The sequence below is a fragment of the Novosphingobium resinovorum genome (genome assembly GCF_027922145.1).
GTDB lineage: Bacteria > Pseudomonadota > Alphaproteobacteria > Sphingomonadales > Sphingomonadaceae > Novosphingobium > Novosphingobium resinovorum.
In genome coordinates this window covers 161,537-185,428 of the sequence record NZ_BSFC01000019.1, presented here as the reverse complement: position 1 = coordinate 185,428, position 23,892 = coordinate 161,537, and the positions used below count along the sequence as shown (strand labels likewise).

The following is a 23,892-nucleotide window of genomic DNA, read 5'->3' as shown; positions in this document are numbered from 1 at the left end:
ACTCATCCTGTTGGCTTCGGCCATTAATGTCCGCCTTGATCCAGCGCAAGTGCCGATACGGAATTCGGCCATTGCGCTTGTTCGCCGCGCCGCCTAATCGCGCGCACGTCATGCATGCTTATCCCCAGCCCGCCATCGCCCTCGTCGCCGAGATGGAAGCCGCCGCCCAGGTACAGCCGGTGCGCGCCGTCGCGTTTCAGGGCGCTCCCGGCTGTAACGGCCACCGTGCCGCGCTCGAATACGACGCCGATTGCCTGCCGCTGCCGTGCTTCTCGTTCGAGGATGCGCTGGACGCGGTGAAGGAGGGCCGGGCCGACCGCGCGATCATCCCGATCGAGAATTCGCAGCACGGCCGCGTAGCCGACATCCACTTCCTGCTGCCCGAAAGCGGGTTGTCGATCGTGGGCGAGCATTTCACCCCGATCAGCCACGCACTGATGGCGCTGCCCGGCGTGAAAGGCCCGTTTTCGGCGGCCTATAGCCATCCGCAGGCGCTCGGCCAGTCACGCCATTACTTGCGCGAGCGGGGCATCGTGCCGATGGCCTATGCCGACACCGCGGGCGCTGCGGCACTGGTGCGCGAGCAGGGCGACCCCGACGCCTGCGCCATCGCACCCCGGCTGGCGGCCGAACTCTACGGGCTCGACATCGTCGAGGACCGCGTGGAGGACGCCTCGGATAACACCACCCGCTTCGTGGTGCTGGCGCGCGAACCGCTCGACCCGTTCGACCTCAAGGGCACGCAGGCGATGACGACCTTCATCTTCGAGGTGAAGAACATCGCGGCGGCGCTCTACAAGGCGCTGGGCGGTTTCGCGACCAACGGCGTCAACATGACCAAACTGGAGAGCTACCAGATCGGCGCCAGCTTCGCGGCGACGACCTTCTACGCCGACATCGAAGGCGCCCCCGGCGAGGCGCGCATCGATTCGGCGCTGCAGGAGCTGGCGTTCCACTGCAAATACGTGCGCCCGCTGGGGACGTACGAGCAGGCGCGCAAGCGGGGCTGATTCTTTCGCCGTAACCGAGGACAGGTTCGGTGCCGATGACAATCAGTTCAATCGCTTGCGCCGCACTTCCTGCCATGCAATCGTGCCGGGCGTGACGATTGGCGGGGGCACTGAAGCGGGTTCGGCCGCAGACGCGGCGCGGGACTGGAAGGCCGTGCGTGACGCGGCTGACATCCAATTCACGCCGCTCCCAGATCCCAAGTCAGTTCCCCCCACCGACATTCCCGAATGGCTCAAGGCGCTCGGCCGGTTGCTGGAGGCGATCTTCGCGCCGATCGGCAAGCTGCTCGGCATGTCGTGGCCGGTGTTCCAGTGGATTCTCATCGCTGGAGCGGCGGCGCTGGCGCTGTTCATCCTTTGGCGCCTGCTGATCGAACCGAGCCTCGATGCCTGGCGCAGCCGCCGTCCGAAGCTGGAGGAGGTCCACTGGACTCCGACGCAGGCCGAGGCGGTGGCGCTGCTGGAGGACGCCGACAATCTTGCCGGGCAGGGCCGCTATGGAGAGGCTGCGCATCTGCTGCTCCGGCGTAGCGTGCGCCAAATTTCCGACGCGCGGCCCGACTGGCTCCATCCCGCCAGCACCGCGCGCGAGATCGCCGTGCTGCCGATGCTGCCCGAGAGCGGCCGCAGCGCCTTCGCCGTGATCGCCGGGCGGGTCGAGCGGGCGCTGTTCGCGCTCCGCGACCTCGACGCGCAGGACTGGACCGCCGCCCGCACCGCCTATGCGCAGTTCGCGCAAGTCGAGCTTCGGGCATGAACGTGAAGACGAAAGGCGTAGCAGTCGGCGCCAATCCGTTCTCGCTCTGGGCGGTGCTGGCGATGGTGGTGCTCGGCGCGCTGCTGTTCGTGGCGCTGCTGTGGATGATCGGCACCGGCATCGGCATGGGCACCGCCAACGACGGCAAGGCGCATGCGGAGGGCAAGGGCCTCAACGGCTATGCGGCGATGGCCGACTACCTCGAACGGCGCGGCTTCGCGGTCGAGGCGACGCGCAATCCCGCGGCACTCAAAAGGCCGGGACTTCTGGTGCTCACCCCGCCCGCGATCATCAAGGGCAAGGAGATCGACAAGATCGTCAGCGCTCGGCGCTCGATCGGGCCGACGCTGGTGATCGCGCCCAAGTGGCAGCCGATGCCGCCGATCCGCGAACAGCGCGACAAGGCGAAGAAAGGCTGGGTGCGCCTCGGCGGCGAAAGCACGCTGGACTGGCCGGGCTTCCTCGACGAACTGACGCTGAGCGACGAGACGGTGCCCAAAGCGCAGGCGGGCTGGCGGGCCGACGGGATTTCCGGGACACTGCCGACCGGCACCGTGCAGGCGGGCAAGGGCGAAGGGCTGGTGCCGCTGGTCCTCAGCCGCGATGGCAAGCTGGTACTGGCGGGCTTCATGGACGACGGTGGCCGCTACGACGGCCTCGACGCGGTGGCGCAGGACGGCCAGCACTATAACGAGGGCGAGGACTACGACGAAGGGCGTTACCCGTTGGTCATGGTCTTCGAGCCGGACTTGCTCGACAATTACGGGATGGCCCGGATCGAGAGCGCGCAGCTGGCCGAGGTGTTGGTGCGCGCCACCGGGATCGAGCCGGGCGGCGCTGTCGTGTTCGACATGACCCTGCCGGGCTACGGCCATGCGCAGAACCTGCTGACGCTCGCCTTCACACCACCGTTCCTTGCCGCGACACTGTGCCTGTTGCTGGCGGCGGTGGCGGTGGGCTGGCGCGCGTTCCTGCGCTTCGGGCCGCCGCTGGTGCCCGAGCGCGCCATCGCCTTCGGCAAGCGCGCGCTGGTGAGCAATGCCGCCGGGCTCGTGCGCCGTACGCGCCGCTTCCATCTCCTCGGCCCGCCTTACGCCGACCGCGCGCAGGAACGGCTGGTCACGGCGCTGGCCCTGCCGCGCGGCGGTGATGCCGAGCATACCGACGCCGCCATCGACCGGGCGCTTGCTGCGCGCGGGCATGATGCAGAACCCTTTTCCGTGATCGCTGCCCGCCTCCGCGCGGCTGCGCGTTCGTACGATCTCCTCAAGGCCGCGCGCGATCTCCACGCGCTCGAAAGGACGCTGACCCGATGACCGAGACTGCACCCGATATCGCACAAGTAGGCGCGCTCGCGCAGGCGATCCGCGCCGAAGTGGGCAAGGGCGTGATCGGGCAGGCCGAGACGATCGAGCACTTGCTGATCGCGCTGATGGCGCGCGGCCATGTGTTGCTGGAAGGACCTCCGGGCACGGCCAAGACCTTCCTTGCGCAGTGCTTCGCGGCGACGCTGGGGCTGGACTTCGGTCGCATCCAGTTCACACCGGACCTGATGCCGGGCGACATTCTCGGCTCCAACCTGTTCAACTTCCAGACCAGCCAGTTTACCCTGACGCACGGCCCGATCTTCTGCGACCTGCTGCTGGCGGACGAGATCAACCGCACCCCGCCCAAAACGCAGGCAGCGCTGCTCGAAGCGATGCAGGAGCGCCGCGTGACGCTGGACGGCACCGCGCACCCGCTGCCGCCGCACTTCACCGTGGTCGCCACGCAGAACCCGATCGAGAGCCAGGGCGTCTACCCGCTGCCCGAGGCGCAGCTCGACCGGTTCCTGTTCAAGGTGCTGGTCGATTATCCCAGCGTCGAGGAGGAGCGCCGCATCGTCGCGCGCTACGGCGAGAATCGCGGTGCGCCGACGCCTGCCGAGGTCGGCATCGCGACGGTGACCACCCCCGCACAGCTGGAAGCGGTGACGCGAGCGGTCGCCTCGGTGAAGCTGGCGGACAGCGTGACCGACTACATCGTGCGCCTCGTGCGCGCGACGCGCGAGTCCGCGGACTTGTCGAGCGGCGCCAGCCCCCGTGCCGCCGTGCTCCTGGCCGGTGCCGCCCGCGCCCGCGCCGCGCTCGACGGGCGCGACTACGTGGTGCCCGACGATGTGAAGGCGCTGGCGACTTCGGTGCTGCGCCATCGCCTGCTGCTCAGCCCGGCGGCCGAGATCGAGGGCAAGCAGGTCGAGGCGCTGGTCGCCCAGCTGGTCGAGCAGACCGAAGCGCCGCGCTGATCCGGTGAAGTTTGCCTTCGCCCCGATAGTCCCGACGGCCCGCGCGGCGGTAACGCTGGCGGCCATCGCCCCGATCGCGCTGGTGATCGCGGCGGCGAGCCCGGACTTGTGGGTGATCGCGCCGGTCGCGGGGCTCGCCGTGCTGGTGCTGGTGGTGATCGACGCGCTGCTCGGCGGCCGGGTCGCGGACGTGCGGGTGATGGTGCCCGGCGACGTCGAAGTCGGCACCGAGGGCCGGATGGAGGCCGATGTCGCGCTGCGCTCCGGCAGCCCCTCGCGCGCGGAACTGGCGCTGGAGTGCGACCCGCGCCTCGCACCCGGCGGGCGGCTGGTGTTTCCGCTGATCGCCGGTGAGGACGGCTGGCTTGGCTCCGGCACCTTCACGCCCTCGCGTCGCGGCACCGGCAAGGTCACCCGCGCATGGCTGCGCTGGACCGGGCCGCTCGGCCTCGGCGCGCGGCAGCTGGCGGGGACTCTGGATGAGACGGTGCGGGTCTGGCCCAACGTCGCCGCCGTGCGCTCCCCCACGCTGCAGACCTTCCTCAAGGATGCGCAATATGGCCTGCTCGCCCGCCGCATCCGGGGCGAGGGCACGCAGTTCGAATCGCTCGCCGAGTACCAGCCCGGCATGGATCGCCGCCGGATCGACTGGAAATCGTCGGCCCGTCACGTCCACCTCTACGCCAAGGAATACGAGGTCGAGCGCAACAACCAGATCGTCTTCGCCTTCGACTGCGGGCAGGCGATGTGCGAGCCGATTGCCGGGATGCCCCGCCTCGATCGCGCGGTCTCGGCGGCGCTGGCGACTGCTTTCGTGGCGCTCAAGGGCGGCGACCGGGTTTCGCTGTTCGGCTTCGCTTCGCGGCCCGAGGTGGCGACGCCTTTCGTCACCGCCAGCAGCGAGTTCCACCGCCTTCAGCGCGCGGCGGCGGGGCTGGAGTACCGCATGGAGGAGCCCAATTTCACCCTTGCGCTGGCGACGCTCGCGGGGAGGCTGCAGCGCCGTTCGCTGATCGTGATCTTCTCCGATTTCTCCGATCCCACCAGCGCCGAACTGATGATCGAAAGCATCGGGCGGCTGGTGTCGCGCCATGTCCTCCTGTTCGTGACGATGGCGGACGAGGAACTGGAGACGCTGTCCACCGCCGAGCCCGACGACATGGAAGTGCTGTCGATGGCGGTTGCCGCCGATGGCCTGCTGCGCCAGCGCGCGCTCGTCACCCGGCGGCTGCGGCAGATCGGCGTCGATGTGATCGAGGCGCCCTGGCGGCAGGTCGGCACCCGACTGATAGATGCCTATCTTGCCATCAAGCGTTCGGGAGCGATCGGATGAACGCGATATCTAATGCCGCCATCGAAAGCGCCGCGCTGCGCTCCGACCGCTTCCGGATGGAGCGCGAGGCGGACTGGCAGCGGCTCGAGAATATCGTCGTGCGCATGGAGAAGGGGCGCTTGCGCGGCATCTCGGACGAAGACCTGCTGGCGTTGCCCGGCCTATACCGCACGGTCGCCTCCAGCCTCTCCATCGCGCGCGAGACGTCGCTCGACGCGGCGACGCTGGGCTATCTGGAATCGCTGGTGCAGCGGGCGTGGTTCGTGGTCTACGGCCCGCGCTCGTCGTTGTGGGAGTGGCTGCGCGGGTTCCTCGGCGGCGGCTGGAGCCGGGCGGTGCGCGGCATCGGCTTCGAGATCGGAATCGCCCTGCTCGTCATGGTGGCGGGCGCGGTGGTCGGCTGGCTGCTCGTTTCGCACGATCCCGAATGGTACTTCGCGCTGATGGGCCGCGAGATGGCGGGCGAGCGCGTCCCCGGCGCCAGTGCCGAGGCGCTGCGCGGCACGATCTTCGGCAACACCGAGAAGACGGGCATGAGCATTTTCGCTGCCCAGCTGTTCAGCAACAATGCGCAAGTCTCGATCCTCGCCTTTGCGCTCGGTTTTGCGCTCGGAATTCCGTCGCTGCTGCTGCTGGTCCACAATCTGGCCGGGCTGGGGGCGATGGGCTGGGTCTACTGGAAGGCCGGGCTGCTGCTCGACTTCGCGGGCTGGATCAGCATCCACGGAACGACCGAACTGTTCGCAATCCTGCTCTCGGGCGCGGCGGGGCTGCATGTCGGGCGCGCGATTGCCTTTCCCGGCAACCGCCCGGTGCTGGCCGCGACCGCCGAGGCCGGGCGCCGTGCGGCGGTGGTCATGGTCGGGGTGGTGCTGATGCTGGTCGTGGCTGCGCTGCTTGAGGGCTTCGCGCGGCAGCTGGTCGACCAGACGCCCGCGCGGCTCGCTGTCGGCGGGTTCATGCTGCTGGCGTGGAGCGCCTACTTCTTCGCCTATCGCGGGAGGGCCGGGCGATGAAGCGCCGAGTTAATCAGGGGCGCTCCGGCAAGCAGCGCGTGCTCGTGACGCCCGAAGGCATCGCGCTGCCGGTCACCGTGGCGGGGCGCGGGGCGCGGGTGGGGGCGCTGATCCTCGACCTTCTCATCATCGTCATGCTGATAATCGGCACCTCGATCGCCCTGATGCAGATCGCGGGCGGCGCGGCGCAGATCGCGCAGGCTGTCGATGGCAAGGGGGCCGGGGCACAGGCTCTGCAGTTCCTCATCGTCGTGTGGATCGTGGCGATGTTCCTGTTCCGCAACGCCTACTTCCTCTATTTCGAGCTGGGGCCGAGGGGCGCGACGCCGGGCAAGCGCATGACCGGCATCCGTATCGCCGCGCGCGACGGCGGGCGCCTCACCGCCGAGATGGTGATCGCCCGCAACCTCCTGCGCGATATCGAGATGTTCCTGCCGATCCCGCTCATCGCCATGGCAGGGCCAGACAATGGCCTGGCCTGGCTGGCGGCGGCGGGGTGGCTGGCGATCTTCCTGCTGTTCCCGCTGTTCAACCGCGATGCCCTGCGCGCGGGCGACGTGATCGCGGGAAGCTGGGTGCTCGAACGCCCGAAGCAGAAGCTGGAGGCGGCGATGACGACCTCCGAGGCGCCGGTGGCCGAGGGCTTCCAGTTCCGCTTCGAGGATCATGAACTGGCGGTCTACGGCGAATTCGAGCTGCAGGCGCTAGAGCGCGTGCTGCGGGAGGACCGGACCGACGCGGTCGAGACGGTCTACCAGACCATCGCCGAAAAGATCGGCCGCAACGACGGCTGGGGCGCCGAGCGGCGCTTCCTGTCGGACTACTACACGCAGTTGCGGGCGCGGCTGGAAGCAGGCATGCGCATGGGACGCCGCAAGGCCGACAAGCATTCCAATTCCTAGAGCGTGCTTCTGCCGATATACGCTCGTCATTCCCGCGAAGGCGGAGACCCATCCGGTGTCCGTGCGGTACGAGGCTACGGGAGATGGGTTCCCGCCGTCGCGGGAATGACGAAAGCTGTTTCAATCTGACGTGCGTGCCCCAGTCATTTCAGCCGAGACCCTTATGAACCTGCGCATCGTCCCCGACGACCTCACCTCAGAAGCGGTGCTGGCGCTGCTCCAGTTCCACCTCGACGAGATGCACCGCTGGTCCCCGCCCGAGAGCGTCCACGCCATGCCCGCAGCGCGCCTGCGCCAGCCGGACGTCACGTTCTTCTGCGCATGGGACGGCGATGTGCTGGCGGGCTGCGGCGGGATCAAGGACCTTTCCGAGGGCCACGGTGAAATCAAGTCGATGCGCGCCGCGCCGCAGTATCGCGGCCGGGGCGTGGGCAAGGCGCTGCTGCTGAGGCTGCTGGAAGAGGCGCGCGCGCGCGGTTACGTCCGTATCAGCCTCGAGACCGGGCGGCCCGAGCCGTTCCACCCGGCCCACGGCCTCTACCGCGCGCACGGCTTCGTCGAGTGCGCGTCGTTCGGGGATTACGTCTCCGACGATTTTTCGATCTGCATGACCAAGGAACTGTAATGGAGCTTCGTACCGCCACCCCCGCCGATGCCGCCGCGCTGGCGCGTCTGGGCACCGAAAGCTTCGTTGCCAAGTTCGGCCACCTCTACGTGCCGGACGACCTGGCGAACTTCCTTGCCGGCTCGCACAGCGAGGCCAAGGTGGCGAAGGAGATCGCCGACCCCGCGATGCGGGTGATGCTGGCGGAGCGGGAAGGGCACCTGCTCGGCTACTGCAAGCTGGTGATGGCCTGTGGCTGGCCCGAGTATGCGCGGTCCAGGAACGTGATCGAACTCAAGCAACTCTACACTGCGCCCGAGGCGACCGGGCAGGGCATCGGCGCGGCGCTGATGGACTGGGCGCTAAAGGAAGCGGCGGCCTTCGCGGCGGACGAGGTCCAGCTCTCGGTCTATTCCGACAACCCCGGGGCGCAGAAATTCTACGCGCGCTACGGGTTCGAGAAAGTCGCCGACATCCATTTCATGGTCGGCGAGCAGCGGGACGAGGAGTTCCTGTTCGCGAAGGTTCTTTAAGGCTCCTCCCTGTCGCGAAGCGATGGGGAGGGGGACCGCCCGCGTAGCGGGTGGTGGAGGGGGCGAACCCCTCCGTCAGCGCTTCGCGCTGCCACCTCCCCATTCCTGCGGAACAGGGAGGATCAAAACCACTTCAACCGCCTGAGCAGCGCGATCTCCACGCCCAGGATCGCCGCGCAAACCCCGACGATGATCCAGAAGCCGTGCGATCCCTGCTCCGCCAGCGGAATGTCGCCGACGTTGATCCCCAGCAAGCCGGTGATGAAAGTCAGCGGCAGGAACACCCCCGCCACCACCGCTAGCACGTACTGCGTGCGCTGGCTGTTCGCCGCCGCGCGGGCGCGGATGTCGTCCTGCAGCACGACCGCCGATTCCTTGCTGATGTCGAGGTCGTCGAGATAGCGGCGCAGGCGGGCGATCGATTCGGCGATCTCGCGCCGGTCGTGGTCCTCGAACCAGCCGGGCGCGCCGTTGGCGATGGCGGTCAGCGCCTCGTGCTGCGGCGACATATGGCGCTTGAGGGCAAGGCTCTGGCGGCGGATCATGGCGATCTTGTCGAGGGTCTGGTCGGTATAAGTATCGGCCGTCTCGTCCTCGAGGTCATCGATCATGGCGTTCATGTCGACGATGGCGTGGCTCATGCGGTCGATCAGGTGCTCGGTGAGCGCGGTGACGAGCGCGCCCGCGTCATGCGGCCCGCTGCCCGCGTCGAGATCGTCGGCGACGAGGCGGGGTGTCTGCAGCGGCGCGCGGCGCAGCGTGACGACGCGGCTGCCGTCGCTCCACAACTGCAGCGAGAGCATGTCCTCGGGCGCGGCGCCGGGGTTGAAGTTGATCCCGCGCAGCGTCGCCACCAGCGTCTGTCCTTCGCGAAAGGCGCGGGGGCGGTTGGCGTCACTGGTGAGCAGTTCGGCCGTGGGCTCGGGGATCGCGCAGTGCGCCTCCAGCCACTCCTGCATGCCGGGATGGGTGCGCAGGAGATGAATCCACAGCACTTCGCCCTCTACGCCGGGCTTCCAGCGCTGTGCCTCTTTCCATCCGACCACGCGCGCACCGCCCCGGCCGTCGAGCACGCGCCCGAACAGCAGCGGAAGTTCGGAGGACTCGTCGTCGGTGAGGGGTTTGTCGGAAGCATGCACAGTCATGGACGCGTGAATGCCCGAAATCGCGCGAAGTCGCCAGCACACCGGAATGCGTCTTCAATCCGCAAGGCAGAGCGCCTATAGAGGCTTCATGTCCTCCATCCGACCCTGGCGCGATATCGAGCGCCGCAAGAGCCGCCAGATCATGGTCGGCAGCGTCCCCGTCGGCGGCGATGCGCCGATCACGGTCCAGACCATGACCAACACCCTGACATCCGACGCGAAGGCGACGATCGAGCAGATCCGCCGCTGCGAGGACGCAGGGGCCGACCTCATCCGCGTCTCCTGCCCCGACGTCGAGTCGACGGCGGCGTTCCGGGAGATCGTGCGCGGATCACGCGTGCCGCTGATCGCGGACATCCATTTCCATTACAAGCGCGCTCTGGAAGCCGCCGACGCGGGCGCGGCGTGCCTGCGCATCAACCCCGGCAACATCGGCTCGTCCGACCGCGTCGCGGAAGTGGTGCGCGCCGCCAAGGCCAACGGCTGCGCGATCCGCATCGGCGTGAACGCGGGCAGCCTCGAGAAGCACCTCCTCGAAAAGTACGGCGAGCCTTGCCCCGATGCCCTCGTCGAATCGGCGATGGACCACATCAAGCTGCTGCAGGATCACGACTTCCACGAGTACAAGGTGGCGGTGAAGGCCAGCGACGTGTTCCTCGCCGTCGCCGCCTATCAGGGGCTGGCGGACGCGGTGGACTGCCCGCTGCACCTCGGCATCACCGAGGCGGGCGGGCTGATCGGGGGCACCGTCAAGTCCTCGATCGGCATGGGCATGCTGCTGTGGTCGGGCATCGGCGACACCTTGCGCGTCTCGCTCTCGGCCGAGCCGGAAGAGGAAGTGCGCGTCGGTTTCGAGATGCTGAAGGCGCTCGGCCTGCGCACGCGCGGCGTTCGCGTCGTCTCGTGCCCCAGCTGCGCGCGGCAGGGCTTCGACGTGATCCGCACCGTGGAGGCGCTGGAAGAACGCCTGCAGCACATCAAGACGCCGCTCTCGCTCTCGGTGCTGGGCTGCGTCGTCAACGGCCCCGGCGAAGCGCGCGAGACCGACATCGGCCTGACCGGCGGTGGCAATGGCAAGCACATGGTCTACCTCTCCGGCGTGACCGACCACACCGTGCAGAGCGAATCCATGCTCGACCACATCGTCAGCCTGGTGGAAGCCAAGGCGGCGGAGATCGAGGCCGCCAACGCCGCGCAGGAAGCCGTCGCGGCGGAGTGATCCTCCTCTTCGTCATTGCGAGCGCAGCGAAGCAATCCAGGGCCGCGTAAACCGCTCTGGATTGCTTCGCTGCGCTCGCAATGACGATCAGGAAGACGCCAGTTCCGCCAGCAGCCACGTCTCGAACGCCCGGATGATCGGGCGGTCGGCGTGGATCAGCGGATAGACCAGGGAGTGCAGCGTCTCGCGGATCTCGCATCCCGGTAGCGGCGCGACCAGCCGCCCTTCCGCCAGTTCGCGCTGGGCGAGGCGGGTCGATTCGAGCGCTACGCCCAGCCCGTTGGCAGCGGTGGCGATCACCATAAACTGCGGTCGAAGCGCATCGCGTAAGCCTTCGGCGCCGGGACGCCCGCAAGCTGCGCCCAGCGCGCCCAGGTCACGCGGTTGCGGTCGCCGTTGATCAGCGGCAGCGCCATGACGTCCGCCGCGCAGGTGATCGAGGCGGCCATCTGCGGTGTGCAGAGCACCGTCACTTCCTCCTCCCCCAGCGGGATCGCCTTGACCGGGCCGGGCAGCGGCGGACCGTTGACGATGTCGGCATCGACCTCGTCGGCGGCGAAGCGCGAATAGTCGGTGCTGGTCGCGGGAACGGGCGTATTCGCCAACTTCTGACAGATCGCAAAGGCCCCGCCGGATCGCTCCGGCGGGGCCTTCTTCACGGTAAGGACGATGTCCTGTCCCGATGGATCAGAAGTGCGCGACGACACCGGCCATCGGGCGGATGCTGTCGAAGTCATACGTGTCGACTTCGAAGCGCAGGCGCAAACCGCTGTTGCCGGTCACGCCGCCCAGGCCGATGTCCTTGGGGCCGACTTCGACGCCGACGCCGTAGATCCAGTCCTTCTGGTCCGAATAGGCGCGCTTGCCGTTGACCCACTCGTGTCCGGCCGAGGCGTAGATCATGCCGCTGTCACCGGCGCGGGCACCGACGCGGCCCTTCACGCCGTATTCCCAGTCGATGTCGCCGAAGCCCTTGGCGACGTTGCCCTCAGCACCGACGAAGACCGGGCCGAGCGGCACGTTCACACCTGCGACGCCCTGGATCAGCGCGCCGTTCATCTTGCCGCCGCGCGGAGAGCCGAACTCGCTGCGCTTATCGTAGCTGTCGTAGCCGCCCATGATGCCGAAATAGGGCTCGATGCCGAAGGCGGGCGTGCCATCAGGCGCGGTGGCCTCAGTGGTCGGCGCCGTGTCGGCATCCTGCGCGAAGGCGGCGGCGGGGGCGACGGCGATCAGGGCGGCCGCGCAGAGTGCAATCTTCTTCATAACTCAAACTCCATCATGGCAGCCGGGGGGTAGGCGCCGCCAGTTTTGCGAGGGATCGAGGGGCGCGGCATCGCTGCCATGTCCGTGCAGGAACACGGCAAACGACACCGCCGTGCGGGGGTAACGAGGTCTGTTCGCGTGAGGGTGACGGGATGGACCGGCAGCTATTGCGCTGCGCCGCCGCCGTGGCGGGTAAGGTCCATGTACCTGATCAACAACAGTTCGTGTGTCTTAGCTACCTTCGATCATCTCAGGAGGGGAAACTCGAGGGTGCGGTGGGGGTTCCGCTCAACTCGTCGATGGCGACGGATGTGTGACATTCATGCAACGATAGCTCGATCGAACGCGATCGGAACTCATCCCCGTCATTTCCCCGCAGGCGGGAGCCCAACTCCTGACGGTGCCGTTTGCAAGGGCACCAGTCGGTTCCCCGCCTGCGCGGGGATAACGCGGTGTTAAGCCCGGGCGCCGGATGCAAAAAGCCCCGCCGGATCGCTCCGGCGGGGCTTTTCACTTTGCCCTGAGGCGGTGAGGCTTATTCGGCCCCGTTGTCCTGATCGTCACCCTTGATCAGGTAATCGCCAGCATCGGCGTCGGTGCCGTGGGTCTCGCCCTCGACTGCCGCGAGCGGGCTGTCGCCCAGGTCGTCCGCCGCGTTGCGCAGCAGTTCGGCCTTGTGCTCTTCCTCGGCGGTGTTGGCGAGGATCATGGCTTCCTGCACGCGGCGGGTGGCCGCGCGGAGCGCTGCGTCACGGCTGGAGGCCGCCACGCGAACGCGGTTCATGCCCGCACCCGTACCGGCCGGGATCAGACGGCCGACGATGACGTTCTCCTTGAGACCGATCAGCGAGTCCTTCTTGCCCTCGACCGCCGCCTGCGTCAGCACGCGGGTAGTTTCCTGGAACGACGCCGCCGAGATGAACGAGCGGGTCTGCAACGAGGCCTTGGTGATGCCCAGCAGCACCGGCTTGCCCACTGCAGGGCGCTTGCCCTCGGGAAGCTTGCTGTTGATCTCGGCCATTTCTTCGTAGTCGACCTGCTCGGCCGCCAGCAGCGTGGTGTCGCCCCCGTCGGTGATCTCGACCTTCTGCAGCATCTGGCGAACGATCACCTCGATGTGCTTGTCGTTGATCTTCACGCCCTGCAGTCGGTAGACTTCCTGGATTTCCGCAACCAGGTATTCCGCCAGCGCTTCCACGCCGAGGACTTCCAGGATGTCGTGCGGATCGGGCGAGCCCGAAACCAGGTTGTCGCCCTTCTTGACCCAGTCGCCTTCCTGAACGTCGACGACCTTCGACTTCGGGATCAGGTACTCCACCGGTTCACCCTCTTCCGGGATGATCGCGATCTTGCGCTTGGCCTTGTAGTCGCGGACGAACTCGATGCGGCCCGAGACCTTGGCGATAACCGCGTTGTCCTTCGGCTTACGGGCCTCGAACAGTTCGGCGACGCGCGGCAGACCACCGGTAATGTCGCGGGTCTTGGCGGCTTCGCGGCTGGCACGGGCGATGATGTCGCCCGCTTCGACCATCTGGCCGTCCTCGACCGAGAGCGTGGTGCCCGGCGCCATCATGTAGCGGGCCGATTCGCCGCTCGCGTCGTCGAGAAGGGTGATGCGCGGCCGCAGATCTTCCTTCTTCTTGGCGCGGGCCGTCGAACGGTCCTCGGTGACGACGCGGCTGGTCATGCCGGTGGCGTCATCGACGTGCTCAGTCAGCGTACGGGTATCGATCAGGTCCTGATATTTGATCACGCCCGAAGTCTCGGTGATGATCGGCAGGGTGAACGGATCCCACTCGGCCAGACGTTCGCCCTGCTCGACCTTGGCGCCGTTCTTGTGCAGCAGCACCGTACCGTAAGGCACGCGGTGCAGTGCGCGTTCACGGCCTTCGGTGTCGAACAGCACGATCTCGCCGTTACGGGCCAGCGACAGCATGCGGCCGCGCTTGTCCACGATCGTCGGGATGTCGCGATATTCGACATGGCCCGCGCTGATCGCTTCGAGGTGCGAAGTTTCGTTCAGCTGCGCCGCACCGCCGATGTGGAAGGTACGCATGGTCAGCTGCGTGCCCGGCTCACCGATCGACTGCGCCGCGATGACGCCGACGGCTTCACCGATGTTCACCGGCGTACCGCGAGCGAGGTCACGGCCGTAGCAGGTGCCGCAGACGCCCTGGGTCGCTTCGCAGATCAGCGGCGAGCGGATGCGCGCCGACTGCAGGCCGGTCACTTCGATCGCCGCCACGGCGGCTTCGTCGAGGAGCTGGCCCTTGGTCGCGATGACGTTGCCTTCCTTGTCGACGATGTCCTCGGCCAGGGTACGGCCCAGGATACGCTCGGCAAGCGAGGCGATCACCGAACCGCCCTGCACGATCGAACGCATTTCCAGCGCGCGCTCGGTGCCGCAGTCGTCGACGACGACGACGCAGTCCTGCGAAACGTCGACCAGACGGCGGGTCAGGTAACCCGAGTTCGCCGTCTTGAGCGCCGTGTCCGCGAGGCCCTTACGAGCACCGTGGGTCGAGTTGAAGTATTCAAGAACGGTCAGACCTTCCTTGAAGTTCGAGATGATCGGCGTTTCGATGATCTCGCCCGACGGCTTGGCCATGAGGCCGCGCATACCGGCAAGCTGCTTCATCTGCGCCGGGCTACCACGCGCACCCGAGTGGCTCATCATGTAGATCGAGTTGATCTGTGCCATGCGGCCGGTTTCCGGGTCGATCGGCTGGGCCTTGATCTCGTCCATCATGGCGTTCGCCACCTGGTCGCCGCAGCGGCTCCAGGCGTCGATCACCTTGTTGTACTTCTCCTGCTGGGTGATGAGACCGTCCTGGTACTGCTGCTCGTAGTCGGCAACCAGTTCCTTGGTCTCGGCCACCAGCGCCACCTTCGAGTCCGGAATGATCATGTCATCCTTGCCGAAGGAGATGCCCGCCTTGAACGCGTTGCGGAAGCCGAGCGACATGATCGCGTCGGCGAACAGCACCGTGTCCTTCTGGCCGGTGTGACGGTAGACCTGATCGATGACGTCCCCGATTTCCTTCTTGGTGAGAAGGCGGTTGACGACGTCGAAGGGCACCGTGTGCGACTTCGGCAGGCATTCGCCCAGCAGCATGCGGCCCGGGGTGGTCTGGAAGCGCTTCATGTACTGCTGACCGTTCTCGTCGGTCTGCGGCACGCGGGCCTCGATCTTCGAGTGCAGGGTCACGGCACCAATGTGCAGCGCCTGGTGCACTTCGGCCATGTCGGCAAACTTCATGCCTTCGCCCGGCTCGCCGTCGCGGTCGAGCGACAGGTAGTACAGGCCGAGAATCATGTCCTGCGAAGGCACGATGATCGGCTTGCCGTTGGCGGGCGAGAGGATGTTGTTGGTCGACATCATCAGCACGCGCGCTTCGAGCTGGGCTTCCAGCGAGAGCGGCACGTGGACGGCCATCTGGTCACCGTCGAAGTCGGCGTTGAAGGCCGAGCAGACGAGCGGGTGCAGCTGGATCGCCTTGCCTTCGATCAGGACCGGCTCGAACGCCTGGATGCCCAGACGGTGCAGCGTCGGCGCGCGGTTGAGCATGACCGGGTGCTCGCGAATGACTTCGTCGAGGATGTCCCAGACTTCCTTGCGCTCCTTCTCGACCCACTTCTTGGCCTGCTTCAGGGTCATCGACAGACCCTTGGCGTCCAGACGGGCGTAGATGAACGGCTTGAACAGTTCGAGCGCCATCTTCTTCGGAAGGCCGCACTGGTGCAGCTTGAGTTCCGGACCGGTCACGATGACCGAACGGCCGGAGTAATCGACGCGCTTGCCGAGCAGGTTCTGACGGAAGCGACCCTGCTTGCCCTTGAGCATGTCGGACAGCGACTTCAGCGGACGCTTGTTGGCGCCGGTGATGACGCGGCCACGGCGGCCGTTGTCGAACAGGGCGTCGACCGCTTCCTGCAGCATGCGCTTTTCGTTGCGCACGATGATGTCCGGGGCGCGCAGTTCGATCAGGCGCTTCAGACGGTTGTTGCGGTTGATGACGCGGCGGTACAGGTCGTTGAGGTCCGAGGTCGCGAAGCGGCCACCGTCCAGCGGCACCAGCGGGCGCAGTTCGGGCGGGATGACCGGCACGACATCGAGGATCATCCATTCGGGACGGTTGCCCGAATCGATGAACGATTCCACGACCTTGAGGCGCTTGATGATCTTCTTGGGCTTGAGTTCCGACTTGGTCGTCTCAAGCTCCTGCAGCAGATCCGCGCGCTCCTGCTCGAGGTCGAGGTTCATCAGCATGTGCTTGACGGCCTCGGCGCCGATGCCGGCCGAGAAGGCGTCTTCGCCATACTCGTCCTGGGCGTCGAGCATCTCGTCTTCGGTGAGCAGCTGGTACTTCTCGAGCGGGGTCAGGCCCGGCTCGATGACGATGTAGCTTTCGAAGTACAGGACGCGCTCAAGCAGCTTGAGCTGCATGTCGAGCAGCAGGCCGATGCGCGAAGGCAGCGACTTGAGGAACCAGATGTGCGCGACCGGGGCCGCCAGCTCGATGTGGCCCATGCGCTCGCGGCGCACCTTGGTGACGGTGACTTCGACGCCGCACTTTTCGCAGACGACGCCCTTGTACTTCATGCGCTTGTACTTGCCGCACAGGCACTCATAGTCCTTCACGGGACCGAAGATGCGGGCGCAGAACAGGCCGTCACGCTCGGGCTTGAACGTGCGGTAGTTGATGGTTTCCGGCTTCTTGATCTCGCCGAAAGACCAGGAGCGGATGCGCTCGGGGCTCGCCAGTCCGATCTGGATCTGGTCGAACGTCTCGGGCTTCGCCATCTGGTTCGTGAACTTGGTCAGGTCGTTCATAGTTTTATCCCTCTAGAGGGTGAAATCTTGTCTGGGCGGGAGAGGGTAGGGGCGAGGCCGAAGCCCCGCCCGATATCCCTTACTCCGCCGCCAGGGCGACGCCGTCGTCGTCTTCGGCATCGTCGTGGCTGGTCAGCTCGACGTTGAGACCCAGCGAGCGCATTTCCTTGACGAGAACGTTGAAGCTCTCGGGAATGCCGGCCTCGAAGGTGTCGTCGCCCTTGACGATCGCTTCGTAGACCTTGGTGCGGCCGACGACGTCGTCGGACTTCACCGTCAGCATTTCCTGCAGGGTATATGCGGCGCCGTAGGCCTGGAGAGCCCAGACCTCCATCTCACCGAAGCGCTGGCCACCGAACTGCGCCTTACCGCCCAGCGGCTGCTGGGTGACGAGCGAGTACGGACCGATCGAACGGGCGTGGATCTTGTCGTCGACAAGGTGGTGCAGCTTGAGCACGTACTTCATGCCCACCGTCACCTTGCGGTCGAACCGGTCGCCGGTGCGGCCGTCGAACAGGTCCACCTGGCCCGACTCGTCCAGCCCTGCGAGGCGGAGCATGTCGGTGACGTCCTTCTCGACCGCGCCGTCGAACACCGGCGAGCCCATCGGCACGCCCTTGCGGACGGAGTCGGCGAACTCGACGATCTGGTCGTCCGTGCGCTCGGCGATGTCTGCGGCGTAGTTGTCGCCGTAGATTTCGGTCAGCAGTTCACGAACGGCCTCGGGGGGCTGCCCTGCGACCGGGTTGGGGTTGGCCACGCGCCATGCGTCCAGAGCATCGCCGATGCGCTTGCCCAGACCGCGTGCGGCCCAGCCAAGGTGCGTCTCGAAGATCTGGCCCACGTTCATGCGCGAAGGCACGCCGAGCGGGTTCATGACGAAGTCGACGGGGGTGCCGTCTTCCAGGAAGGGCATGTCTTCCAACGGCAGGATGCGGCTGATGATACCCTTGTTGCCGTGACGGCCGGCCATCTTGTCGCCCGGCTGCAGCTTGCGCTTCACCGCGACGAAGACCTTGACCATCTTCAGGACGCCCGGAGCCAGCTCGTCGCCGCGCTCCAGCTTCTCCTTGCGGTCCTCGAACTTCTCCTGGATCGCCTTGACGGTCAGGTCGTACTGGGTCTTGACCGCTTCGAGCTGCGACTGGACGTGGTCGTCGGCAACGCCGAACTTCCACCACTCGTGACGTTCGACTTCGGCCAGCACCTCGTCGGTGATGTCCACGCCCTTCTTGAGGCCCTTGGGCGCCGAAGTGGCGACCTGGCCGAGGAGCATGTCCTTCAGGCGGTTGTAAGTGGCGCGGTTGAGGATCGCGCGCTCGTCCTCGCGGTCCTTGGCGAGGCGTTCGATTTCCTCGTTCTGGATTGCGCGGGTACGGTCATCGACCTCGATGCCGTGGCGGTTGAAGACGCGCACGTCGACGATGGTGCCCGAAACGCCCGGCGGCAGACGCAGCGAGGTGTCGCGGACGTCCGAAGCCTTTTCACCGAAGATGGCGCGCAGGAGCTTTTCTTCCGGCGTCATCGGGCTTTCGCCCTTCGGGGTGATCTTGCCGACGAGGATGTCACCGGGGTGAACCTCAGCGCCCACGTAGACGATGCCCGCTTCGTCGAGGTTGCGCAGGGCTTCCTCGCCGACGTTCGGGATATCGCGGGTGATGTCTTCCGGACCCAGCTTGGTGTCGCGGGCCATCACCTCGAACTCGTCGATGTGGATCGACGTGAACACGTCGTCCTTCACGATGCGCTCGGAGATGAGGATGGAGTCCTCGTAGTTGTAGCCGTTCCAGGGCATGAACGCGACGAGCACGTTGCGGCCCAGCGCCAGCTCGCCGAACTCGGTCGACGGGCCGTCGGCGATGATCGTGCGGGCTTCGACCATTTCACCGACCTTCACCAGCGGGCGCTGGTTGATGCAGGTGGACTGGTTGGAACGCTCGAACTTCTGCAGGCGGTAGATGTCGACGCCCGACTTGCCGGGTTCGATGTCGCCCGAGGCGCGGATGACGATACGGGTCGCATCGACCTGGTCGACGATGCCCGCACGCAGGGCCGAGATCGCGGCGCCCGAGTCACGAGCGACGGTCTCTTCCATGCCGGTGCCGACGTAAGGCGCATCGGCCTTGACGAGCGGCACGGCCTGACGCTGCATGTTCGAGCCCATGAGAGCGCGGTTGGCGTCGTCGTTTTCCAGGAACGGAATGAGCGATGCGGCGACCGAGACGAGCTGCTTGGGCGAAACGTCCATCAGCGTGATCTGGTCGCGCGGGCTCATCACGAATTCGCCGTTCTGGCGAGCCGAGACGAGTTCCTCGACGAACGAGCCGTCACCGGTCAGTTCGGCCGAAGCCTGCGCGACGGTGTGCTTCTGCTCTTCCATCGCCGAGAGGTAGACGACGTCCTTGGTCACCTTGCCGTCGAGCACCTTGCGGTATGGCGTCTCGATGAAGCCGTACTTGTTGACGCGCGCGAAAGTCGACAGCGAGTTGATCAGACCGATGTTCGGGCCTTCCGGCGTTTCGATCGGGCAGATGCGGCCGTAGTGAGTCGGGTGAACGTCGCGGACTTCGAAGCCGGCGCGTTCACGCGTCAGACCGCCCGGGCCCAAGGCCGAAACACGGCGCTTGTGGGTGACTTCCGAAAGCGGGTTGGTCTGGTCCATGAACTGCGAGAGCTGCGAGGAACCGAAGAACTCGCGCACCGCGGCCACGGCGGGCTTGGCGTTGATGAGGTCGTTCGGCATGACCGTCGATACGTCCACCGACGACATGCGCTCCTTCACGGCGCGCTCCATACGCAGCAGGCCGACGCGGTACTGGTTTTCCAGCAGCTCGCCCACCGAACGCACGCGGCGGTTGCCGAGGTTGTCGATGTCGTCGATCTCGCCCTTGCCGTCCTTGAGGCCGACCAGTTCCTTCACCACGGCGAGGATGTCCTCGACGCGCAGGGTGGTGACGGTGTCCTCGGCATCGAGGCCGAGGCGCATGTTCATCTTCACGCGGCCAACGGCCGAGAGGTCGTAGCGGTCGGCGTCGAAGAACAGGCCGTCGAACAGGGCTTCGGCGGTTTCCTTCGTCGGCGGCTCGCCCGGACGCATGACCTTGTAGATCGCTTCCAGACCCATATCGCGATTCTCGGCCTTGTCGGCCTTCATCGTGTTGCGGATCCAGGGACCGGTGTTGACTTCGTCGATGTCGAGCAGGTCGATCTGGTCGAAGCCCGCCGCGTCGAGCGCGTCGAGGTTTTCCGGCGTCACTTCGTCACCGGCTTCGATGTAGATGCGGCCGGTCGACTCGTCGATCAGGTCCTTGGCGGAATAGCGGCCGAAGATTTCCTCGGTCGGCAGCAGCAGTTCCTGCAGGCCGTCCTTGAGCGCCTTGTTGGCGGCGCGCGGGGAGATCTTGGTGTCGGCAGCGAACACGACTTCGCCCGAGTTCGCATCGACGATGTCGAAGGTCGGCTTCGCGCCGCGCCATGCCTCGGGGGTGTAGGGCAGCTGCCAGCCGCCCGAGCCGCGCTTCCACGACATGGTCGCGTAGAAGTGGTTCAGCACCTGCTCGCCGTCGAGACCCAGCGCGTAGAGCAGCGAGGTGACGGGCAGCTTGCGCTTGCGGTCGATGCGGACGTTGACGATGTCCTTGGCGTCGAACTCGAAGTCGAGCCACGAACCGCGGTACGGGATCACGCGGGCGGCGAAGAGGAACTTGCCTGAAGCGTGGGTCTTGCCGCGGTCATGGTCGAACAGGACGCCCGGCGAACGGTGCATCTGCGAGACGATGACGCGCTCGGTGCCGTTGATGAAGAAGGTGCCGTTCTCCGTCATCAGGGGCATGTCGCCCATGTAGACGTCCTGCTCCTTGATATCGAGGACCGAGCGAGTCTCGGTCTCGGCGTCGACCTCGAACACGATGAGGCGCAGCGTGACCTTCATCGGCGCGGCGTAGGTGATGCCGCGCTGGCGGCACTCGGTCACGTCGTACTTGGGGTCTTCCAGCTCGTAGTGGACGAAGTCCAGCTCGCTGGTGCCCGCGAAGTCGCGGATCGGGAACACCGAACGCAGGGTCTTCTCGAGGCCCGAGACGTAGCCGACCGACGGGTCCGAGCGCAGGAACTGCTCGTAGCTCTCGCGCTGGACTTCGATCAGGTTGGGCATCTGGACGACTTCGTGGATGTCGCCGAAGATCTTGCGGATGCGCTTCTTCGCAGTGCGCACCAGCGGCGTGGTGTCGATGGGCTTGGTGGCCATGAGCTGGTCTTTGCCTCTTCGTGTGAGGACCGAGTCGCAAGGGACACGGCCTTCGTAAAAATTCGTCGTCGCGAGTGACGTCGCCTGCCCGAAAGCAGACCATCCGGAACGCAAGAAAGGCCGCCTGGCACGCGGATTCCCGGGGTTCGGGTCTCCATGCGGCCTGCAGCCTTCCACGTCGGATGAAATCCCGATCGCCTCCTTCCCGGGCATGTCCCCGCGCATGGACATGCCTTGCTCGAAGCGATCGAGCGAGGCCGCCATATAGGAGCCGGGGTGCGGGGTGTCAAACGGCGAGAGCGGGCTAATGCCGTTAATCTGGCGTAAATCCGCCGAAAACCGTGTTCTTGCCGAAAGCATCAATTCGTCGCAGGTGACGGGTCGGCCCGTCCCGTATTCCGCACTTGCGAAAGGACTTTTGCACAGGGCGCGCATTGTTTCCGGTATGATACACTTTGCCGTCCCCCGCTCGCCCAGCGCACTGACCGCGATTGCCGCTGTCCTCGCGCTTTCCGCAATCCCGGCCGCTGCGCAGGAAGTGCAGGCTCCCGCGACGACGCCTTCGCTGTCACTGCCGCAGGAAACTACTGTCACGCCGCCAGCCAGCGCACCGGCGACGGAGCCCACCGTCACGCTGCCGCCTGAAGCGTCCGCGCCGCTCAATGTACCCACCTACACGGCGACCACGGCAGGCACGGCGCCGACTTCGGTGACGCCGACCCAGCAGCAGACTGTGGTTTTGCCTGACGTGCCGCCGCCCGCCACGCCGGATGAGGCTGCAGCCGAACCGTCGAGTACGGCCGCGCGGACGCGCAGCACGACCCGCGCTTCCGCCGCGCCGCGCGCCGAACGCGCCGCGCCGGTGCAGCCAACTGTCCCGACCGCTCAGGATAACGGCACTGCGGGCGATGGCACGCTGGCTCAAGGTTCCGTTCCGCCTGCAGCTCCGGCTCCCGCGCGCGCCGAAGCTCCGCCAGCTGCCGCCCAGCCAGCGCCGCCGACCACCGACGGCGATGGCTTCCCGGTGGCCGAAGTCGCCGGCATTCTTGCCGCGCTTGGCGTGGCGGGCGTGGGCATCGCCGCGATGCGCCGCCGTCGCTCCGATCCGGTCTACGAGGAGGCCGAGTATGCGCCCGAGCCGCTTGAGCCGGTGGGCACGCTCGAACCGGTTCCCGCCCCCGCGCCCGTGGTCGAGGCAGTGGAGCCTGCAGTCGCCGAGCCCATCGTCGCCGAACGCGCTCCGGTACAGCGTGATCGCGTGATCGCGGGCAATTCGGCCACGGCGATCCTTGCAGCCTCGCCGCTGCCGCAGACGGCAGAGGAGCGCTACGAACTGCTCGACGCCATGGCCGCCGCCGAGCCTGACGAGGGGAACCCGTTCACCTCGCGCAAGGGCCGCCTGCGCCGCGCGCGTCTTCAGTTGCAGCATCGCGAGAGCCTGGAAGCCGAGGGCAAGGCTGGAAACCGCTTCGACTTCCGCACCTACAGGCCGTCGATCAAGACTCCCGGGGCCTCCACCCCTGCAACCAACCGGGAGCTTACCGACGCCTGACCGGCCCGGCCCGCCGGTTGTCACGCCCGGCGACATGGTCGAGCCCCAACGGGGGCGGCTCCAGACCGGAGCCGCCCCTTTTTTGCGCGCCAACGGCAACATATCGTTTTTCGATATTATTGATTGACGATATGCAGAATTGGATTTATTGAATTTCGATATCAAGCATATCGGAGAACGAACAATGATCCGCCCTGACACGCACCGGATGGCACCGCCTCTGCTCTCGCTGCTCCTTGCCACGCTCTTCTTGGCCGGCTTCTGGCTCCCCACCGTCACGGCCCCCGCCGAGGCATCGGCCCACGGGCAAGTGATCGTCATCGGAGCGCGGGTCGTCCCCGCGCTCATGTGATCCGGACGGGAAGGAAACCAGACGATGAACACGATCACCCGTGACCCGCTCCTCGCCATTGCCAAGGGCGTTCTATGGTTTCTCATGGCGGTCCTGGCGCTCGGCATGGGCGCGAGCCTGCTGGCGGCGCCGCTGCTGGCGATCTTCCACGGACCCGCAAGCACCGCGCTGGCGGAGCATCTGGAGGGCGTGCCGACCGGACCTTTCCTCTGGGCGATCGCGGGCGTCCTGCTGCTGGCGGCACTGCTCTGCGCCTTGCTGCTGCGCCTTTTCCAGCTCCTCAAGCGCATCGTCGATACGGTTGGCGAAGGCGATCCCTTCGTGCCCGACAACGCCTCGCGCCTCACGCAGATGGCCTGGCTGACGCTCGCGGTGCAGCTGGTCGGCCTGCCGATGTCCGGCATGGGTGCGTGGATCAACGCGCTCACCAAGGGCCAGGGCCATACCGACCTGGAAGTGATCGGCGGCGTTGACGGCAACGGCCTGCTGCTCATGCTGATCCTGTTCATCCTCGCTCGCGTGTTCCGCAAGGGCGCCCAGATGCGCGCCGACCTCGAAGGGATGGTGTGATGGGCGACGAAACGGAAGGCACGAACATCGTGGTCAAGCTCGACGACCTGCTCCACGCCCGCCGCATGACGCTGACCGAACTGGCCGAGCGGATCGGCATCACCCTCGCCAACCTCTCGATCCTCAAGACCGGCAAGGCCAAGGCAATCCGTTTCTCCACGCTGGAGGCGATCTGCCGCGAACTGGGCTGCCAGCCGGGCGATCTGCTGGGCTACGAGGCGCCCTGATCCCGGGGCCACGGCGGGCCTTGCCGCCCCGGTGGTCTCGCC

Annotated in this window: 20 protein-coding genes; 14 read left to right on the top strand and 6 right to left on the bottom strand. The window is 66.6% G+C overall.

Going from position 1 to position 23,892, the window contains the following annotated elements; translation table 11 throughout:
* Positions 1-110 precede the first annotated feature (110 nt).
* The 9 genes from PKE80_RS10850 to PKE80_RS10810 all read left to right on the top strand — a co-directional run bounded on the left by PKE80_RS10850 (position 111) and on the right by PKE80_RS10810 (position 8,439).
* The gene (locus PKE80_RS10850; RefSeq protein ID WP_271182479.1) at positions 111-1,010 is read left to right on the top strand and encodes a prephenate dehydratase; all 900 of its coding nucleotides are present in this window, start codon (positions 111-113) and stop codon (positions 1,008-1,010) included.
* Between the two features lie 91 nt (positions 1,011-1,101).
* On the top strand, positions 1,102-1,767 hold the full coding sequence (locus PKE80_RS10845; protein ID WP_271182478.1) for a hypothetical protein: 666 nt from the start codon (positions 1,102-1,104) through the stop codon (positions 1,765-1,767).
* Positions 1,764-3,083, top strand: coding sequence for a DUF4350 domain-containing protein (locus PKE80_RS10840; protein WP_271182477.1), 1,320 nt, complete (start codon positions 1,764-1,766; stop codon positions 3,081-3,083). The genes PKE80_RS10845 and PKE80_RS10840 overlap by 4 nt, the downstream gene beginning before the upstream one ends.
* Complete coding sequence (locus tag PKE80_RS10835; protein WP_271182476.1) at positions 3,080-4,051, top strand: AAA family ATPase; 972 nt, start codon at positions 3,080-3,082, stop codon at positions 4,049-4,051. The genes PKE80_RS10840 and PKE80_RS10835 overlap by 4 nt, the downstream gene beginning before the upstream one ends.
* A gap of 4 nt (positions 4,052-4,055) precedes the next feature.
* Positions 4,056-5,384: a DUF58 domain-containing protein gene (locus PKE80_RS10830; RefSeq protein WP_271182475.1), complete on the top strand. Its 1,329-nt coding sequence runs from the start codon at positions 4,056-4,058 to the stop codon at positions 5,382-5,384.
* Positions 5,381-6,400, top strand: coding sequence for a stage II sporulation protein M (locus PKE80_RS10825; RefSeq protein ID WP_271182474.1), 1,020 nt, complete (start codon positions 5,381-5,383; stop codon positions 6,398-6,400). Before PKE80_RS10830 ends, PKE80_RS10825 begins: the two co-directional genes overlap by 4 nt.
* Positions 6,397-7,302: an RDD family protein gene (locus PKE80_RS10820; RefSeq protein WP_271182473.1), complete on the top strand. Its 906-nt coding sequence runs from the start codon at positions 6,397-6,399 to the stop codon at positions 7,300-7,302. The genes PKE80_RS10825 and PKE80_RS10820 overlap by 4 nt, the downstream gene beginning before the upstream one ends.
* Before the next feature lie 163 nt (positions 7,303-7,465).
* Entirely contained in the window at positions 7,466-7,927 is a 462-nt protein-coding gene (locus PKE80_RS10815) for a GNAT family N-acetyltransferase (RefSeq protein ID WP_271182472.1), read from the top strand.
* The gene (locus PKE80_RS10810; protein WP_271182471.1) at positions 7,927-8,439 is read left to right on the top strand and encodes a GNAT family N-acetyltransferase; all 513 of its coding nucleotides are present in this window, start codon (positions 7,927-7,929) and stop codon (positions 8,437-8,439) included. Before PKE80_RS10815 ends, PKE80_RS10810 begins: the two co-directional genes overlap by 1 nt.
* A gap of 122 nt (positions 8,440-8,561) precedes the next feature.
* On the opposite strand, the gene PKE80_RS10805 is transcribed toward PKE80_RS10810, so the two are convergent.
* Positions 8,562-9,584, bottom strand: a complete 1,023-nt coding sequence (locus PKE80_RS10805; protein ID WP_069708763.1) for a zinc transporter ZntB — start codon at positions 9,582-9,584, stop codon at positions 8,562-8,564.
* Between the two features lie 88 nt (positions 9,585-9,672).
* On the opposite strand from PKE80_RS10805, the gene ispG reads away from it, so the two are divergent.
* Positions 9,673-10,803, top strand: coding sequence for a flavodoxin-dependent (E)-4-hydroxy-3-methylbut-2-enyl-diphosphate synthase (ispG, locus tag PKE80_RS10800; protein ID WP_036528480.1), 1,131 nt, complete (start codon positions 9,673-9,675; stop codon positions 10,801-10,803).
* Between the two features lie 87 nt (positions 10,804-10,890).
* Here the strand turns inward: ispG and PKE80_RS10795 are convergent, their stop codons facing one another.
* From PKE80_RS10795 to rpoB, 5 genes are all read right to left on the bottom strand, one after another.
* Positions 10,891-11,103: a LysR substrate-binding domain-containing protein gene (locus PKE80_RS10795; protein ID WP_271182470.1), complete on the bottom strand. Its 213-nt coding sequence runs from the start codon at positions 11,101-11,103 to the stop codon at positions 10,891-10,893.
* Entirely contained in the window at positions 11,100-11,408 is a 309-nt protein-coding gene (locus tag PKE80_RS10790; RefSeq protein WP_271182469.1) for a type 2 periplasmic-binding domain-containing protein, read from the bottom strand. The genes PKE80_RS10795 and PKE80_RS10790 overlap by 4 nt, the downstream gene beginning before the upstream one ends.
* An 82-nt stretch (positions 11,409-11,490) precedes the next feature.
* The gene (locus PKE80_RS10785; RefSeq protein ID WP_271182468.1) at positions 11,491-12,069 is read right to left on the bottom strand and encodes an opacity protein; all 579 of its coding nucleotides are present in this window, start codon (positions 12,067-12,069) and stop codon (positions 11,491-11,493) included.
* A 535-nt stretch (positions 12,070-12,604) separates the two neighbouring features.
* Positions 12,605-16,903, bottom strand: coding sequence for a DNA-directed RNA polymerase subunit beta' (gene rpoC, locus PKE80_RS10780; RefSeq protein WP_271182467.1), 4,299 nt, complete (start codon positions 16,901-16,903; stop codon positions 12,605-12,607).
* Positions 16,904-16,982: 79 nt separating this feature from the next.
* Entirely contained in the window at positions 16,983-21,149 is a 4,167-nt protein-coding gene (gene rpoB / locus PKE80_RS10775) for a DNA-directed RNA polymerase subunit beta (RefSeq protein WP_271182466.1), read from the bottom strand.
* 445 nt (positions 21,150-21,594) lie between these two features.
* Here rpoB and PKE80_RS10770 point away from each other — a divergent pair, with 445 nt between their 5' ends.
* From PKE80_RS10770 to PKE80_RS10755, 4 genes are all read left to right on the top strand, one after another.
* Entirely contained in the window at positions 21,595-22,701 is a 1,107-nt protein-coding gene (locus PKE80_RS10770) for a hypothetical protein (protein ID WP_271182465.1), read from the top strand.
* 184 nt (positions 22,702-22,885) lie between these two features.
* The gene (locus PKE80_RS10765) at positions 22,886-23,053 is read left to right on the top strand and encodes a hypothetical protein (RefSeq protein WP_156799875.1); all 168 of its coding nucleotides are present in this window, start codon (positions 22,886-22,888) and stop codon (positions 23,051-23,053) included.
* Between the two features lie 24 nt (positions 23,054-23,077).
* Positions 23,078-23,623 (top strand): DUF2975 domain-containing protein, encoded by a 546-nt coding sequence (locus PKE80_RS10760; protein WP_271182464.1) that lies wholly within the window; start codon positions 23,078-23,080, stop codon positions 23,621-23,623.
* Entirely contained in the window at positions 23,623-23,850 is a 228-nt protein-coding gene (locus PKE80_RS10755) for a helix-turn-helix domain-containing protein (protein ID WP_036528466.1), read from the top strand. The genes PKE80_RS10760 and PKE80_RS10755 overlap by 1 nt, the downstream gene beginning before the upstream one ends.
* Positions 23,851-23,892 lie beyond the last annotated feature (42 nt).